Source organism: Leifsonia sp. LS1, from assembly GCF_020521355.1.
Taxonomy (GTDB): domain Bacteria; phylum Actinomycetota; class Actinomycetes; order Actinomycetales; family Microbacteriaceae; genus Leifsonia.
The window spans coordinates 540,920-556,895 of sequence record NZ_BPER01000001.1; the positions used below are offsets into that span (position 1 = coordinate 540,920).

A 15,976-nucleotide genomic window follows, 5' to 3' on the forward strand; every position below is an offset into this window, starting at 1 on the left:
CCACTTCTGCGAATTCGTGCGCGAGATGGCGCCCCTGCGCACATTTCCCCGCCTGCTTATTCCGGAGATCCATCCGGAATAGCGCCGATGCTCCGTCCCTACGGCGTCCTGAGCGGCGTGTCGCGCCTATTCTCCGGAATCGGCAGGCACGGGAACCGAGCGCGCGGCCCGCGGACGCAGCGCCGGCGCACTGACGAACGCCGCGGCCATCAGCGCGACGACCAGCCAGAGAGCCCCGAGCAGCCCCGTCGAGTGCGCGACGACGCCGAGCACCGGCGGCCCGGCGAGGTTCGCGACGTAGCCGATGGAGGCGACGACGCTCACCCGCGCGGCCGCGTTGCCACCGCCCTCGGCCGCTGCGGACATCCCGAGCGGGAAGCCCATCGATACGCCGACCGCCCACAGCACGACGCCGACGAGCACCATCCAGAGGGCGCCGCCGAGGATGAAGAGGAGGAGGCCGGCGATGCCCAGCGCGGTCGTCCAGCGGATCGTCGCGACGCGGCCGAGCCGGTCGACCACCGGCCCCCCGAAGATGCGGGTGGCCGCCTCGCTCGCCGCGAAGATCGTGAAGAACAGGGCGGCGACGGCTGCGGTCTGCCCGTGGTCGTCCTTCACCGAGAGCGTGAGCCAGGTGTTGGCGGAGCCTTCGCCGAGCTCGACGCCGAGCATGACGACGCCGATGACGAGCAGCCGCACGTCCAGCCAGCCGCGCAGCCACTGCTTCACCCGCGCCGCCACGGGCGGCCGGGCCGGGGCGTCGGGAGTCTCGGGAGCGGCGGCGGGGATGGCCCGCGCCATCCCGAGCGTGACGACCACCACCACGACGCCGAGCGCTGTGAACTGCGCCGACGGGGCGATGCCGAGGGCGGCGCAGGCTGCGCCGATCCCGGAGCCGATGGCCGCTCCGACGGACCACGCGGCGTGCATGAGCGGCATGAGGGTCTTGGCGGCCGCCTGCTCGATCGCCGCGCCCTCCACGTTGATGAGCACGTCGAGCGTCCCGATGCCGAGGCCCACCGTGACGAAGCCCACCGCGACCAGCGGGACGGACTGCAGCAGCAGCGCGCCGCCCAGCAGCACCAGCGAGCCGGCGATGGTGAGCAGCGCCGTCGAGACCGCCCACCGACCGCCCAGGCGCCCGAGCAGGGGAGTGGAGATCCCGAGCCCGGCGATCGACCCGACCGTCGAGCAGGCGATGAGCACGCCGACCGTGGGCGTGTCGATGTTCAGCTCGCGCATCAGCTCGGGCAGTCTCGGGCCCCAGGTGGCGATGGTCACGCCGCCGAGTCCGAAGGCGGCGGTGATCGCGTTGCGCCAGCGCACCAGGGCGCGGCGGTCGAAAGCGGTCTGCGTCGTCACAGGGACCTCGCATCGGGGCAGGCGGGCGGGGGAACAAAACCGACTGCTGGTCGGTGTTCACGTCGATGGTACACGCCGCACCATTCTCCTCGCGCCTGCGATGATGGACAGATGGCGAGAACGGTTCGGGGCGCACGGGTTCTGATCACCGGGGCCGCGTCCGGCATGGGGCGGCTCTACGCGGAGCGGGCGGTGCGCGAGGGCGCCCGCGCGGTCGTGCTGTGGGACCGCGACGCCGCCGCCCTCACAGCTCTGACCGACACGTTGCGGTCCGAGATCCTCACCGGCCGCACCGCCGCCGCGTGGGGTGCGCCTCCGCGCTCGCCCTCCTCCGCTGCGGGCGGCGCGGTGACGAGCGTGCACCCCTACTTCCTCGACCTCGGCGAGCTGGGCGCGATCGCGCAGAGCGCCCAGGCGGTGCGCCGCGAGCTCGGCGGGATCGACGTGCTCATCAACAACGCGGGCATCGTGCGCGGCAAGTTCTTCTGGGAGCACGACAACGGCGACGACACCCGGCCGACCATGCAGGTGAACGCGCTCGCTCCGATGTACATCACCCGGGAGTTCCTGCCCGGCATGATCGAGAGCACGCGCGAGGCCCGCATCGTCAATATCGCCTCCGCGGCCGGCACTCTCTCCAACCCGCGCATGAGCGTCTACGCCGCCAGCAAGTGGGCGTTGATCGGCTGGAGCGACAGCGTGCGGCTGGAGCTGCAGCAGCAGGGCTTCGACCATGTCAAGGTCACCACGGTGGCACCCAGCTACATCGACACCGGGATGTTCGAGGGCGCTCGCGGGCCGCTCCTGACGCCGGTGCTGACACCCGAGTACGTCGTCGACAAGGTCTGGCGGGCGATGCTCGCCGGGCGTCCTCTTCTCATGCTCCCGTGGTCGGTCGGCCTCGCTCGCCTGCTCAAGGGCGTGCTCCCGACGCGGGCGTGGGATGCGGTGGCCGACCGGCTCGGCGTCTACCACTCGATGGATTTCTTCACGGGCCGACGGCCGTAGGCGCGGCGCACCGGCGTGCTCAGCGCAGCGCGCTCCCGACGGTGGCGAGCGGGCCGGCCAGGAGGTCGGTGAGCAGGCGCGCGAAGCGCCCGTCCGGATCGAGGTCCGGGTCGAAGACCGTGATCGACGCGCCGGCCGCGTGGGGTGCCAGCTCCCGCAGCAGGTCGCCGACCTGGTCGGGGTCGAGGCCGTCGGGGTCGGGGCTGTCCACCGCGGGCAGCACGCTCGGGTCGAGGAGGTCGACGTCGAGCTGCAGCCAATAGCCCGGCCCCGCGATGTCCCGGAGGCGCGCGACGAGTGGCGTCGGTGCGGCCTCCAGAGCCTCGCGCGCCTCTCGTGCCGAGACGACGGCCCCCAGTATCTCGCGCGCCTCCACCGCGTGCTCGTCGTCCTCCCGGTGGCCCAGGTGCGCCACTCGGCCGGGAGCGAAATACGGCGAGAGCCCGTCGACGTCGGAGATCGCCGGCCAGTGCAGTCCGACGGCCGCCGCGAGGTCCTCGCCCGCGACGCTGGCGCACGCGGCGCTGTTGCCCGGGTGCCGGAAGTCCGTGTGGCCGTCGAGGTGGACCAGCCCGGTGCCGCCGCGTCGCGCGAGCGCGAGGCCGATCCCGACCAGCACGCTGCAGTCCCCGCCGACCACCACGGGTGCGTCGCCGGCGTCGAGCACGGACCCCACTCGGTCGGCGAGCCGGCGGGCGTGACCGACCAGCGCCTCCTCGTTGCGCACATGACCGGGCGCGCGCGTCTCGTCGTCGTCGACGTAGCGCCCGGCGACGATCGCGCCGGCATCCCGGGCCCCCGAGGCGAGCAGGCGCCCGAACAGCCCGGCCTCCCGCAGGGCCTCCGGCGCCTTGTCCGCACCGGGCACGCTCCCGGGCTGCGGGGGCCGCAGGCCCAGGTTCGTCGGCGCCGACACGAGAGCGATCATGTCGGCCAGCCTGCCAGGGTTCGGTCGAGGTGTGCAGGCCTGTCACAGTGGGGCGTTGATCCGAAGCGGGTGAGGAGGGCGAGATAGGGGACGATGGAGCTGGAGCTGGAGCTGGAGCTGGAGCTGGAGCTGGAGCTGGAGCTGGAGCTGGAGCTGGAGCTGGAGCTGCAGCGGCGTCGTGTGTGCCACTTCGCCCGTCCTCTCACCGCCGGTGTACTGCGCCTCGCCCCGCACTCGTCGCCTCGGCGGGGGGTGGAATGCTCGCCTTCGACGTCCGACCGGCTGGCCGATTCCACCCTCGAACGGGTGGCAAATCTGAGAGAACTCACATACAGTGCCCCGTACACGCCGCACCGCGGCCGCGCCGAAGGGAGCACTCGTGAGCGATCCGTCCTGGACCCAGGTGGTCAAGACCGTCGAGCCGGAGCAGCCCGAGCTGAAGCGGGCACTCGGGCCCGGTCTGCTGCTGCTGTTCATCGTCGGCGACATCCTCGGCACCGGCGTCTACGCCCTTACCGGCCAGGTGGCGGCGGAGGTGGGAGGCGCGGCCTGGCTGCCGTTCCTCCTGGCGTTCGGCGTCGCGACGCTCACCGCGTTCTCGTATCTCGAACTGGTGACCAAGTACCCGCAGGCGGCGGGAGCCGCGCTCTACACGCACAAGGCGTTCGGCATCCACTTCCTCACGTTCATCGTGTGCTTCGTCGTGATGACCTCCGGGATCACGTCCGCCTCCACAGCCTCCCGTGCGTTCGCGGTCAACCTGGGGATCGGCTTCGGCCTGCCGGATGACAACCTCGCTACCATGCTCGTGGCGCTCGCGTTCATCGTGCTCATCATGCTGGTGAACCTGCGCGGAGTGACGGAGAGCGTCTGGCTCAACGTCGTCCTCACGCTGGTGGAGCTCTCCGGTCTGCTGCTGGTGATCTTCATCGGGCTGTGGGCGATCTCCGGCGGCAACGCGGACTGGTCGCGGGTCGTCGCGTTCGAGACGCCGGAAGACAAGAGCATCCTGCTCGCGGTGAGCACGGCGACATCGCTGGCGTTCTTCGCGATGGTCGGATTCGAGGACTCCGTGAACATGGCGGAGGAGACCAAGAACCCGAGCAGGATCTTCCCCAAGATGATGCTGAGCGGGCTCGGGATCGCAGCGGTGATCTACGTGCTGGTGTCCATCACGGTGGTCGCGCTCGTCCCGATCGGGGAGCTCGCCGGCAGCGAGACACCGCTGGTGACGGCGGTGGAGGCCGGCGCCCCCGGCTTCCCGATCAACGATCTCCTGCCGTTCATCTCCATGTTCGCCGTGGCCAACACCGCGCTCATCAACATGATGATGGCGAGCCGTCTGCTCTACGGCATGGCCAAGCAGGGCGTGCTGCCGCCGTTCCTGGCGAAAGTCGCGCCGAAGCGCCGCACCCCGTGGGCGGCGATCCTGTTCACCAGCGCGCTGGCCGTCGGCCTCATCGTCTACGTGTCGCTCGACCCGCAGGGCTCGATCGTGGCCCTCCTCGGAGGCACGACCTCGCTTCTCCTCCTCATCGTCTTCGCCGTCGTGAACATCGCGGTGCTGGTGTTGCGCCGTCAGCCGGTGGAGCACGAGCACTTCCGCACCCCGACGGTGCTGCCGGTGATCGGTGCGGTCACCTGCCTCTACCTGGTCTTCCCGTGGACCTCCGGACGTCCGGGAGGCCAGTACGGCATCGCCCTGGCTCTCCTTGCGATCGGCGTGCTGCTGTGGGTGGTCGAGCGGATCTACGCGGCGGCGAAACGGAGTCGGATCGACCGCTGAAGTGACGCGTGACGGGGGGATTCCCAGCGTCCCTTTCGGGGGATTCTGCCCTCGCGCGGGCACCGCTAACGTGAGGCGTCGTCGGACGGGACGACGCGACCTCACGGAAGGATCGGCACGATGGCGCACCACTCACGGCGACGGGCAGGACTACTGCTGTCGCTCACTCTGACCGCCCTGCTGGGAGCCGTGGGAGTCGCCTCGGCCGCGCCCGCGGTCGCGGTCGCGGCGACCGTGCACGACGGTTCCTCCGTCTACGTCGGTGCGCGCCAGGGATACGGCGGCACCGGCGTGTTCCCGATCTACGCGACCACTCCGGCCGACCCGTCGAACCCGGGCGAGCCGGACCTGTGGGCGTATTGCATCGAGCACGACGTGCACGCCGAAACCCGTCTCGAGGGCGTCGTCGGCAACGCCTCCGGCTTCCTCGGCACGAACTACTTCACCGACCCGGCTGTGCAGAGCAAGGTGTATTGGGTGCTCGCCCACAGCTACCCTGCGCTCAGCCTGGCGGACTTCGGTGCCGCCGCCGGAGCGCCCGGCATCTCCCGCAACGATGCGATCGAAGCCACCCAGTACGCGATCTGGCGCTACACCGAACTCACCTGGGACGCCGCGTGGAGCTTCACGACGCCCGACTCTGAGGCGGCGTACTGGTATCTCCTGGCCGGCGCCAACGCGAGCACCGGCACGGTACCGGTCACGGCGGAGGTCGCCGTGAGCTCCCCGTCGGCCGCCCCGTCCGCGGGCCAGCTCGTCGGACCGTTCGTGGTCACCTCCGACGCGTCGACTGTCGAGGTCTCCGTCACGCCCACCGTCCCGGTGACTGACGCCGCCGGAGCTCCGGTCGACCTGAACGCCGTGACCAATGGCCAGGAGCTCTATCTCGACCTGCGTGGCAGCACGGCTGCGGGAAGCGCGACGATCACGGTTACCGTCCCGGGCTCATCCGTCAACGGGCACATCGTCTCCGTCCCGACGGCGGTGGGCGGAACCGCGACGGCCGACTCCCACGCGCAGTCGATCGTCCTGGTCGCCGGCGCCTCGGCGACCACCGACGCACAGGTCCCCGTCACGTGGGCGGCGGCCGCCGTCCCCGCCATCGGCACGACCCTGACCGACGCCGCGGACGGCGACCACACCCTCCCCTGGAACGGCGGCGCCGCAGTCGACGAGATCGCGTACAGCAACCTCACTCCCGGCATCGCGTACACCGTGACCGGCGAACTGGTCCGTGCCTCCGACGGCTCGTCCACCGGCATCGCCGGCAGCACCACCTTCACTCCGACGACGCCCGATGGAACCGTGACCGTGAGGTTCGACATCCCGGACGGCTATGCGGGGCACAGGCTCGTGGCGTTCGAGTCGCTGTTCGAGGCGGGCGGAACGACACCGATCGCCGTCCACCGCGACCTCACCGACGCCGGACAGACGATCGTCGTCGCTTCGGCGCCGATCACGGGGACGTCGGGGTCGACGGCCGGAGGGTCGACGACGTCGGGGTCGACGGCCGGAGGGTCGACCGCGCTGCTGGCCTCGACCGGCTCCGGCTTCCCGGCCGGTGCCGCTGCCGCCGGGGTCGTCACGATCCTCGCGGGTCTCGCCGTCGCCGTGCTGAGCCGGCGCAGGTGGACTCGACGGGAATCCTGACCCGACGCGGGGCCGATCGCGTCACATCGCGCTCCCGCCGGACTCCTTAGGGGGAGAGATCTGCGAAGTGCCTCCCCCGCCTCCACGATCTCTCGCCAGTGCGGCCCCGCGTGCGTCGAGGGTGGGACGGGAACCCCTTCGGTCGCGATCGAGGCGTGTGGGCCGCACCGGCATCCCGGAGGCTGCCGCGTCACTTCTCGCCCCGATCGGACTCCTTAGGGGACGGCGCCGTATTCCCGTGCGTGCGCCGGGCCCCTTCTTCCTGAGAAGGTAAGTTCCTGGGGAGGGAACGTGGACGAAGACCGTACCGATGCGGAGTTGCTCGAACGCCTGCGCGACGGTGACAACGAGGCGTTCGCCGCGCTGTGGGAACGCCATTCCCCGGCGGCGCGTCGATACGCCCGGCATCTCGCCCCCGGGCACGTCGACGACCTCGTCGCCGAGTCGTTCCTGGCGATCTACCAGCAGGTGACCACGACGGAGAAGGGCCCGGCTTTCGCCTTCCGGTCCTACCTCCGGGCGGTCATCCGAAACACCGCGATCCGCTGGGGGAAGGACGCGGGCCGGTTCATCGATCACGACGAGATCGAGGAGATCGAGCCGCGCGACGGCCTTGCGCACGCGGAAGAGGCGTCCGAGTCCGCTGAGGTGCTCGCGGCGTTCCAGGAGCTCCCCGAGCGCTGGCAGCGGGTCCTCTGGCTGACGGAGGTCGCCGACATTCCACGGCCCCGGATCGCGCGTGAACTGGGGATCAAACCGAACGCGGTCTCCGCACTGCACCGGCGGGCGCGGTCCGGCCTCCGGCTGGGCTGGCTCACCCGGCAGGTGCCCGCGTCGCTGCGCACGGACGCGGCCCACGTGGCGCGTCTGTTGCCGCAGCATCTCACCGAGCCGAAGAACGCCGTCCTCGCCGCGGACGTCACAGTCCACGTGGCGGCGTGCACGGTCTGCAACGACCTCCTCCAGAACATGCGCATCACCGCGCGGCGAGTGCAGGCCCGCACCCTGGCCGTGCTGCTGGGTGCGGGAGGCGTGGGCGGCGCGGCGACGGCCGCGACCGTGACGACGGGGACGACCGCTGTTGCGACGGGTCTTTTCGGCACCGGCCTGGCCGGCCTGCTCGCCGCGGGCGGGCTCAGCGTCGCGGCGATCGGCGGGAGCCTCCTGTTCACGACCGTCATCGGTGTGACCGCGGCGACTCCCGAGCCCGCGACCACGCCGTCGCCCGTCGCGGCGGCACCCACGGCACCCGCGTCGCAGGCACCCGACATCGTGACCGGCGCCGTCCCCGTCGCGCAGCCGTCGCCGGCTCCGTCGCACACGCCCGAGAAGAGTCAGACCGGGCGCAACGTCGACGACCCGTCCATCCCGACCGTCGTCCTGGCCAGCGGGTCGGACGCGGACACCCCGGCCTGGCCGACCCGCCCTGCGCCGGCGGACCAGAGCGTGCCCGACCCGGCGACGAGCCCCGGCGCCGCGCTGTCGCCCGGCCTGATCGCGCCCGCCACGACCACGGGCTACTTCGCTCCGGTTCTCACGGGCAGATCCACGGCCGGCGCGAGCGTGGTCGTGGAGATCGATGAGCAGCGCTTCACCCCGGCAGTCGCCGCCGACGGCAGCTGGTCCTTCGACGCCCGAGCTCTCACGCTGAACGCAGGCACCCACGACTATCGGGTGTGGGCGTACGACGCGCAGACGCAGTCCGCCGCCGCCACGGGGAGCATCACCATCCTGCCGCTCGTCGTCACCGGGTTCGAGCAGCTGAGCGGCTTCGAGGACATGACGGTCAAGGAGGCGCAGACCACGGGCCTCGTGGTGGAGATGACGGGACCGGCCGGTGGACAAGTCTTCATCAACTCGATGGCCGGCCCCACCGCGGTCGTCTCGCTCGGCGCCACCGGCCACGTCCGGCTGCGACTGCTGATGAACTCGCGCGGCTGGTATTACTTCACCTTCCGCGCGCTCGACGCCGACGGGTTCTGGGGGCCTGGACTCGAGGACGCCGTCGACGTGTACGATCCCGACATCATCTTCGATCCCTACGGTCCGGATCCGGACGACATGACCTTCAGGTTCACCGCGCCCTGACCGCTCTCCTGGATCTCCCGATCCGACGTCACCTTCGCGGCGTCGACGTCTCCTTTGCAGATGAAGGCGGCATCCCGGCCGTCCGCACACCGTGAGCATGTGGTGCCCGGTGGCATCGAAGAGGGAGTTCGACGTGAGTACACCCACCGGAGGCGCGGCCATGCCCAGCGGCCGGCGTTCCCGCCCGCGAGGGAAGCACCTTGCTTGGACCGGGCAGACACAGACGGGCAGGCGTCTTCTGCCGTCCGGCCGCACGATCGCGGGGCTACTGACCTCGCTGCTGGTGCTGGCGTCTCTGCTCGGCCTCGGGCAGGCCGCCCAAGCGGATGCCCCGGGAATCGCGTCGACGATGCTCTACAACGGCAGCGCCCTGCAGCCCGGGACCGTGCTCACCGCCGGTGCGACCCTCGACCTCAAGGTGCAGTACGACAACACCAAGGTCGCCCCGGGCTCCACGGTCGTCTTCGATGTCGGCTCCAATGTCCGCGTGACCAGTCTCCCGGCGGCGAACACGTCGATCGCCTCGGTCGTGCAGACCGGGACCGTGGTGTCGGTCACGTTCAAGGATCCGCTGCCGGCGGATGTGAACCAGGGCGTGTTCGACATCGGGCTTTCGGTGACGAACCCGGCGCAGAGCGGCGCGGACGTGATCGCGTGGAAGATCGATGGCAGCGGGCCGTCCATTCCGGTCACGATCAAGCGTACGGGGGACACGCCACCGCCGACGCAATCGGCCGACGCGAAGAGCGTCAGCCCGACGGATCTGAACAAGTATGTGCACGTCGCCGAAGGTGGCACGGTGACGATGGACTCGTCGCTCGCCGGGCAGGCGATCAGCTACACCCTGACCCTGACCTCGACCCAGGCGCAGACCGGATTCCCGATCAACGACCAGCTTCCCTCCTACCTCGGCTACGACACCGGCTCCTTCACCTTCGCACTCACCACCTGGGATGCGAACGGGCTGAACAAGACCACGACGACGCCGGCCCCGTACCCGGTGACCGTGTCCGGGAACTCCTTCACCAGCACCACCGACGTGCCCGGCCCCTCGATCCTCACGATCGCGTACACCGTGCACGTGACCGACCCGGACGGGCTCGCCGCCGCGTTGCAGGCGCAGCTCCTGGGCAAGGCCGCCGGAACCAGCTACACCCTCCCCCTCCAGAACACGGCGACGTTCAACGGCAACCAGGACAAGGCGACCGTGAACGTGCGCGGGATCGTCCCCGCCGCACCCTGCGTCGGACTCTGCACGCACACGCTGACCAAGGCGTCCAGCTGGGACACCCGAAACGTGCTCACCGATCCGACCGGCGCGCTCACCCCCGCCCAGGAGGTCGTCTACACGCTGAAGGCGAGTGTGGGCACCACGGATGCCGCACTGCCGGCGAACGTCGTCCTCAGCGATCCGCTTCCGACGGGCATGAGCTGGAACACCACGGACCCGCAGTTCATCACCGGCCTGGCATTGACACCAGCGGCGGACTGCCCCGGCACGTCGGCTTTCGCGGCGGACGGTTACGTCGGCCAGTGGTGCGTGAGCGACCGGACGCTGCAGGTGAATCTCGGCGCCGACAAGAGCACGAACGCCACCGTCAACGCCAAGGCGCTGGTCACCAGCGTCGCCGGACTGACCTCGAGCGGCACCGCCGGCGCGCAGGGTGGCACCCCGTACCAGCTTCCGAACACCGCCAGCCTGTTTTACGGAGGAACCACCCCGCAGACCGCGAGCAAGACCATCACCGTGACGGCGCTGCCCGGCGCCGACGGTACCCCCTACACCGACGAGACTGTGTTCAGCAAGACGGTGAGCAACCCGCCGACAGCGGTGAATGTGGGGGAGACCGCCACGATCCCCTATGTCTTCAGAGTCGGCGCGGGCAAGGGGATCGACCTCAGGACGAGCACGATCACGGACTTCCTCGACAAGGACATCTACGGCGACATCGACCTCGGCGCGGTGAACCCGACCGGGAGGTACAACGGCCAGCCCCTCACGGCGGCGAGCTTCTCGCTCACAACGGATAGCGAGGGGAACCTGCTCGTCACCCTCAGCGATGCGGGCAAGGCCGTCGTCGTCGCGCAGGGAGTCGACAAGGCCTTCGAACTCGACCTCTCCCTCACGACGCTGCCGTTCGACGGCAAGGTGACGAAGACCATCTCGAACCGCGCCGAGCTCACGGGAGCCGCAGGACAGCCGCCGTACACATCGACCGTGAGCAACGTCACCACGTCGTTCGGGAGCGAGGTCGAGATCGACAAGACGTTGTACGACTCCGAGACCGGTACCTACACCGACACGCTGCAGGCGAAGGCGAACGGGCCGTCCACCTATGTCTACAAGATCGACTTCATCCCGCACGGCGGATACAACGCGGTCGCGATCAGTGACATCGTGGACCGCCTCCCTGCCGGAGTGGAGTTCGTCGGATTCGTGGCGGCCGATGACACCGGGGCGGCGCATCCCCTCAGCGGGCCCGTCGACATGGGCGGCAATCTCGAGGCCGTCCACGATGCCGCCACCGGCACGGTGACCATCAGGCAGAAGGCGGGAACCGTGCTCGAGAACCCCGACGGCCACACTCTGTCCACCTACTTCGCGGTCGGTGTGACGGCACTCACGAACCCGATCGTGAACAGCATCGGCGGGAGCTCGGCGACACTCCTGCCGGCGGGGAAGGTCTCCGTCGGCGACCGGGTCTGGCTCGATTCGAATCGCGATGGCCGGCAGGGCGACGGCGAACCGGGAATCCCCGGCGTCGTCCTCACCATCGTCGGACCCGACGGCACGCCGGTGACGGACGTCTACGGCCACCCGGTCGGCCCGGCGACGACCGATTCCGACGGGAGGTACTCGTTCGACGACCTGCCCGTCCTGAGCGGTGACGAGACCTACACCGTGCGGATCGACCGGTCGGCTTCGGCGATCGTGCTCGCCCCCTACACTCCCACCACGGCCGGCGCGGGCGACCAGGCCGGCGACTCGTCCACCTGGACCGCTGAGACGCGGCCCGGAGACCTCCACACCGATGGCGAACGCGACTCCACCCTCGATTTCGGCTTCGTCACCGAGACGGTTCCGCCGATCATCGGCAATCCGAACGGCCCGCTGGATCCTCCGGCCTCCGCCCTCGCGAGCACCGGGAGCAACGTCGGCCCCGGCCTCGCGGCCTCCGCGATCACTCTGCTCGTGGGCGCGGCGGCGATGACCATCGGCGGCGTGCGCCGGAGACGGCGGCAGCCTCTCTCGGGCAAGTGAGGAGCCACGCGGAGAAAGTGATCGCTCTCGGGCTGCTCGCGATCGGGATCCTGCTGTGGGTCGTCGAGCGGATCTACTCGCGGAGGGCGAGTCGGAGCGCCGCCCTGGAGCGAATAGACCCGGAGCGCTGACCGGGAACGCTGACCGGGAGCGCTGACGCGGAGAGCCGATGCGGAGACGGCGCCGGTGCGACTCGCACCGGCGCCGTTCCCTCGTTCCGGAAGCGGAACGATCAGACGGTCGTGCCGCGGTCGACCTCGCCGCGCCAGGCACCGGACTCGGAGCCCTGCGACTCGATGAACTTCTTGAAGTTCTCGAGGTCCTTCTTGACCGCGTGGTCGTCGAGGCCGAACACGGCTCCGATCTTCTCGAGCGCGTCGGACGGCGCCCATTCCAGCTGCACGGTCACCTTGGTCTCGGTGTCGGACAGCCGGTGGAAGGTCACGACGCCCGCGTGCTCGGTGTCGCCGGCGACGGACTTCCACGCCACGCGCTCGTCCGGGAGCTGCTCGGTGATGACGGTGTCGAACTGACGTTCTGCGCCGCCGATCTTCACCCGCCAGTGGTTCGTGGTGTCATCCACCTGACGGATCTCCTCGACCTCGTCGAGGAAGTGCGGGAACGACTCGAACTGGGTCCACTGGTTGTACGCGGTCGAGACCGGCACGTTCACGTCGATGGAGGTGGTCACTGCAGCCATCGCTGCTCCTTTCGCTGTCTTCGGATTCCCGTGGGACGGTAGGCCGGCCAGCGTTCAGGTACAGGGCCTGGACATCACAGGTGGATGGTGCGAAGGGGGCGACCGAGGTTCGGGTTCCTGCTCAGGCCCAGCGCCGGTTCGCCCACCGCTCGAACAGGCCGACGAGCGAGTCGGTGAGCTTGCCGAGCAGGGCGAGCAGGATGATCGCGAGGAAGAGGCGGTCGGTGCGCCCGTTGTTCTGCGAGTCGCTCAGCAGGAAGCCGAGGCCCATCGAGGAGGCGATCAGCTCGGCGGCGACCAGGAAGAGCCAGGCCTGCGCGAGCGCCAGCCGCAGGCCGGAGATCACGGACGGAAGCACCGATGGGAGCTGGACCGTCGTGAACAGACGGATGCCGTTCAGCCCGAACGCGCGGCCGGCCTCCACCAGGTGGCGGTCGACGTGCTTCAGCGAGGCCGCGACCGTCGTGTAGACGGGGAAGAACGATCCGATGGCGATCAGGATGATCTTGGAGTCCTCGCCGATCTTGAACCACAGGATCAGCAGCGGCACCCACGCCAGAGAGGGCACGGCCCGGATGGCGGCGAGGGTGGAGCTGAACAGGATGTCCGCCAGCCGCGACAGCCCGACGACCGCCCCGAGCACGAGGCCCAGGGCGGCGCCGCAGGCGAAGCCGAGGAGGACGCGCTGCGTCGAGATCGCGACGTAGAGGCCGAGCAGGCCGCGCTGCGCGAGGTCGATCGCGGCGTTCCACACCATCGCCGGCGACGGCAGCTGGGCGGACGTGAACGCACCGGAGGTGCTGGCGACCTGCCAGACCACCAGGATGATCGCCGGCAGCACGAGGCCGCCGGTGATCCGCACCCACCGGCGCGAGAGGAACGGGGTGTGCGCGACGACCGCGCCCGTTCCGTCCGCGACGATGGTCGGCGCCGCGGCCTCGCGGGGCCGCTCACCGGCCACCGACGTGGCGCTGCCGACCTCGCCGCCCGGGCCGCCGACCACGATCAGCGGGCCGTCGCCCTCCGGTGCGTTCTGGTAGGACATGGTTCGATCAGCCGCCGATCGCGCTCGGGTCGGCCTTCTTGGCGAAGGACGGGTCGAGCAGGTTCTTCAGCGCTGCGTCGATGTCGGACTGCGCCGCGACGTCGCCGGTCTGCACGAAGATCGGGCCGACCTTCTTGAGCACCTTCAACTGAGCATCGCCGGGGATCGGCGAGACGTCGAGGTTGGTGCGCTCCGTGATGACGGTCGTCGCGACCGGGAGGGAGATGCTGGCCGCGTCCGCGAGGATCTGCGAGGTCTCGTCCGGGTGCTTCAGCGCCCACGCCCGCGCGTACTCGTAGGTGTTCACGACGGTCTGCGCGACGTCGGGCTTGCTGGAGATGAACGACTCGGTCGCGTTGAGGAACCCGTAGGTGTTGAACGCCACGTTGCGGTAGATCAGCTTCGCGCCGGCGGCCTGCGCGTTCGCCATGATCGGGTCGAGCCCGGCCCACGCGTCGACGGAGCCGTTCTGCAGGGCGGCCCAGCCGTCGGCGTGCTGGAGGTTCTGGATGGTGACGTCGTCGGCCGAGAGCCCGTTCGCCTCCAGAGCCTGCAGCAGGAAGAAGTAGGGGTCGGTTCCCTTGGTCGCCGCGATCTGCTTGCCCTTGAGCTCCTTCACGTCGGTGATCGACGAGTTCGGGCCGACGACGAGGGCGGACCACTCCGGCTGGGAGAAGATGTCGATGGTCTTGATCTCGGAGCCGTTCGACCGCGCGAGGAGCGCGGCGGAGCCGGCCGTCGAGCCCACGTCGATCGCACCGGAGCGCAGCGCCTCGTTCGCCTTGTTCGACCCGGCGGACTGCACCCAGTTGACGGTGATGTCCTGCTTGGCGAGGGCCTTCTCGAGCCAGCCCTCCTTCTTGATCACCAGGCTCAGCGGGTTGTACGTCGCGAAGTCGATGTTGAGAGTGCCGCCCTTCGTGACGGCGCCGGGGGTGCTGCTCGCCGCGGCGCCGGAGGCCGAGCCCTCGCCGGCCACGCAGCCGGTGAGGAGCAGGGTCGCTGCTGCGGCGGCCGCCGCGAGGGCGGTGACGATGGTGGGTGTGCGGCGCATGGGGCCTCCTGGTCCGGTGCTCGATGAGCGGTGCTGTGTGAGTGCTGCGGTGCGGGTGCTGCAGTGCGGGTGCTGCGGTGCAGACGGGGCGGTGCGAGTGGTGCGATGGAGCGGTGGTGCTGGATCGAGCCTCGCGGCCGGAGCAGGCTCGCGGGGCGGGGCCGGCCGATCTGTGGAATCAGACCAGAGACGCCTCGGCTGTGGAGGGCATTCGCCCGCTGCCGGTCTCGGTGGTGCCGTGCGCGTTCCCGTGCCGGTCGATCCCGAGCCCGTCGAGCAGGTCGGCGCGCAGTTCGGCGAGCTCCGCCGATCCGCGATCGCGAGGTCGTTCGCCCGGAACGGTCGTGACGCTGCGGATGGTCGCCCCGACGCGACCCTCCTCGGCGCCGAGCAGGATGATGCGGTCGGCGAGCTGCAGCGCCTCGTCCACGTCGTGGGTGACGAGCAGGATGGTCGTCGGGGCCGCTGTGTGCACGTCGACCAGGAGGTCCTGCATCTTCAGCCGGGTCAGCGCGTCGAGGGCGCCGAACGGCTCGTCCAGCAGCAGCACGCCCGGGTTACGGGCGAGTGCTCGCGCGAGGGAGGCGCGCTGGGCCATGCCGCCTGAGACCTCGCGAGGACGCAGCCCGGCGGAGGCGGAGAGCCCGACGAGGTCGAGCAGCCGGGCGACGCGCTCGCGACCCTCGGACCGGTCGATGCCACGCGGGAGCCCGAGGGCCACGTTGTCGGCGAGCGAGCGCCACGGGAGCAGGCGCGGCTCCTGGAACCCGACAGCGCAGCGTGGGTCGACGCCCGCCACGGCCGAGCCGTCGATGAGCGCGGATCCCGCGGTGGGCCGGTCCAGGCCGCCGGCGATGCGCAGCAACGTCGATTTGCCGCAGCCGCTGGGGCCGAGGATGGCCACCACCTCTCCGGCGTCGACGCGCAGGGAGACATCGCGCAGAACGGGCCGCACCTCGCCGGCGCTCCCGCGGCGCTTGGGCGTCGCGAAGGCGCGCCCGACCCCGGCGAACTCGACGGGGTAGGCGGACGATGTCTCGGACATGGTGCTCCGACGCTACCGAAGCGCACGCGCTCACGCCCGCCCGACGAA

At 70.4% G+C, this 15,976-nt stretch carries 11 protein-coding genes; 5 read left to right on the forward strand and 6 right to left on the reverse strand.

What is annotated here, in order from left to right:
- Nucleotides 1–126: 126 nt before the first annotated feature.
- Entirely contained in the window at nucleotides 127–1,362 is a 1,236-nt protein-coding gene (locus LLS1_RS02620; RefSeq protein WP_226653470.1) for an MFS transporter, read from the reverse strand.
- Between the two features lie 111 nt (nucleotides 1,363–1,473).
- Here LLS1_RS02620 and LLS1_RS02625 point away from each other — a divergent pair, with 111 nt between their 5' ends.
- On the forward strand, nucleotides 1,474–2,370 hold the full coding sequence (locus LLS1_RS02625) for an SDR family oxidoreductase (protein WP_226653471.1): 897 nt from the start codon (nucleotides 1,474–1,476) through the stop codon (nucleotides 2,368–2,370).
- 19 nt (nucleotides 2,371–2,389) lie between these two features.
- Here LLS1_RS02625 and LLS1_RS02630 read toward each other — a convergent pair whose 3' ends face one another.
- The gene (locus LLS1_RS02630; protein ID WP_226653472.1) at nucleotides 2,390–3,298 is read right to left on the reverse strand and encodes an arginase family protein; all 909 of its coding nucleotides are present in this window, start codon (nucleotides 3,296–3,298) and stop codon (nucleotides 2,390–2,392) included.
- A 379-nt stretch (nucleotides 3,299–3,677) separates the two neighbouring features.
- Here LLS1_RS02630 and LLS1_RS02635 point away from each other — a divergent pair, with 379 nt between their 5' ends.
- From LLS1_RS02635 to LLS1_RS02650, 4 genes are all read left to right on the forward strand, one after another.
- A complete protein-coding gene (locus LLS1_RS02635) occupies nucleotides 3,678–5,084 on the forward strand; it encodes an APC family permease (RefSeq protein WP_226653473.1) in 1,407 nt (468 codons plus the stop codon).
- A gap of 120 nt (nucleotides 5,085–5,204) precedes the next feature.
- Nucleotides 5,205–6,734, forward strand: a complete 1,530-nt coding sequence (locus LLS1_RS02640) for a VaFE repeat-containing surface-anchored protein (RefSeq protein WP_226653474.1) — start codon at nucleotides 5,205–5,207, stop codon at nucleotides 6,732–6,734.
- Between the two features lie 291 nt (nucleotides 6,735–7,025).
- A complete protein-coding gene (locus tag LLS1_RS02645) occupies nucleotides 7,026–8,822 on the forward strand; it encodes a sigma-70 family RNA polymerase sigma factor (RefSeq protein ID WP_226653475.1) in 1,797 nt (598 codons plus the stop codon).
- A 133-nt stretch (nucleotides 8,823–8,955) separates the two neighbouring features.
- Complete coding sequence (locus LLS1_RS02650) at nucleotides 8,956–12,084, forward strand: SdrD B-like domain-containing protein (RefSeq protein ID WP_226653476.1); 3,129 nt, start codon at nucleotides 8,956–8,958, stop codon at nucleotides 12,082–12,084.
- 232 nt (nucleotides 12,085–12,316) lie between these two features.
- Here LLS1_RS02650 and LLS1_RS02655 read toward each other — a convergent pair whose 3' ends face one another.
- The 4 genes from LLS1_RS02655 to LLS1_RS02670 form a co-directional block, all read right to left on the reverse strand.
- Nucleotides 12,317–12,784 carry an SRPBCC family protein gene (locus LLS1_RS02655; protein WP_226653477.1) on the reverse strand — a complete coding sequence of 156 codons (468 nt, stop codon included), beginning with the start codon at nucleotides 12,782–12,784 and terminating at the stop codon, nucleotides 12,317–12,319.
- A gap of 121 nt (nucleotides 12,785–12,905) precedes the next feature.
- Nucleotides 12,906–13,829, reverse strand: a complete 924-nt coding sequence (locus LLS1_RS02660) for an ABC transporter permease (protein ID WP_223358300.1) — start codon at nucleotides 13,827–13,829, stop codon at nucleotides 12,906–12,908.
- A 7-nt stretch (nucleotides 13,830–13,836) separates the two neighbouring features.
- Nucleotides 13,837–14,883: an aliphatic sulfonate ABC transporter substrate-binding protein gene (locus tag LLS1_RS02665; RefSeq protein ID WP_226653478.1), complete on the reverse strand. Its 1,047-nt coding sequence runs from the start codon at nucleotides 14,881–14,883 to the stop codon at nucleotides 13,837–13,839.
- 178 nt (nucleotides 14,884–15,061) lie between these two features.
- On the reverse strand, nucleotides 15,062–15,928 hold the full coding sequence (locus tag LLS1_RS02670) for an ABC transporter ATP-binding protein (RefSeq protein ID WP_226653479.1): 867 nt from the start codon (nucleotides 15,926–15,928) through the stop codon (nucleotides 15,062–15,064).
- Nucleotides 15,929–15,976: the final 48 nt, after the last annotated feature.

Bases quoted from the DNA above. Each gene is read 5' to 3' on its own strand.
- LLS1_RS02655 (WP_226653477.1), bottom strand. From the start codon at position 12,784: ATGGCTGCAGTGACCACCTCCATCGACGTGAACGTGCCGGTCTCGACC.
- LLS1_RS02625 (WP_226653471.1), top strand. From the start codon at position 1,474: ATGGCGAGAACGGTTCGGGGCGCACGGGTTCTGATCACCGGGGCCGCG.
- LLS1_RS02665 (WP_226653478.1), bottom strand. From the start codon at position 14,883: ATGCGCCGCACACCCACCATCGTCACCGCCCTCGCGGCGGCCGCCGCA.
- LLS1_RS02660 (WP_223358300.1), bottom strand. From the start codon at position 13,829: ATGTCCTACCAGAACGCACCGGAGGGCGACGGCCCGCTGATCGTGGTC.
- LLS1_RS02670 (WP_226653479.1), bottom strand. From the start codon at position 15,928: ATGTCCGAGACATCGTCCGCCTACCCCGTCGAGTTCGCCGGGGTCGGG.
- LLS1_RS02630 (WP_226653472.1), bottom strand. From the start codon at position 3,298: ATGATCGCTCTCGTGTCGGCGCCGACGAACCTGGGCCTGCGGCCCCCG.
- LLS1_RS02640 (WP_226653474.1), top strand. From the start codon at position 5,205: ATGGCGCACCACTCACGGCGACGGGCAGGACTACTGCTGTCGCTCACT.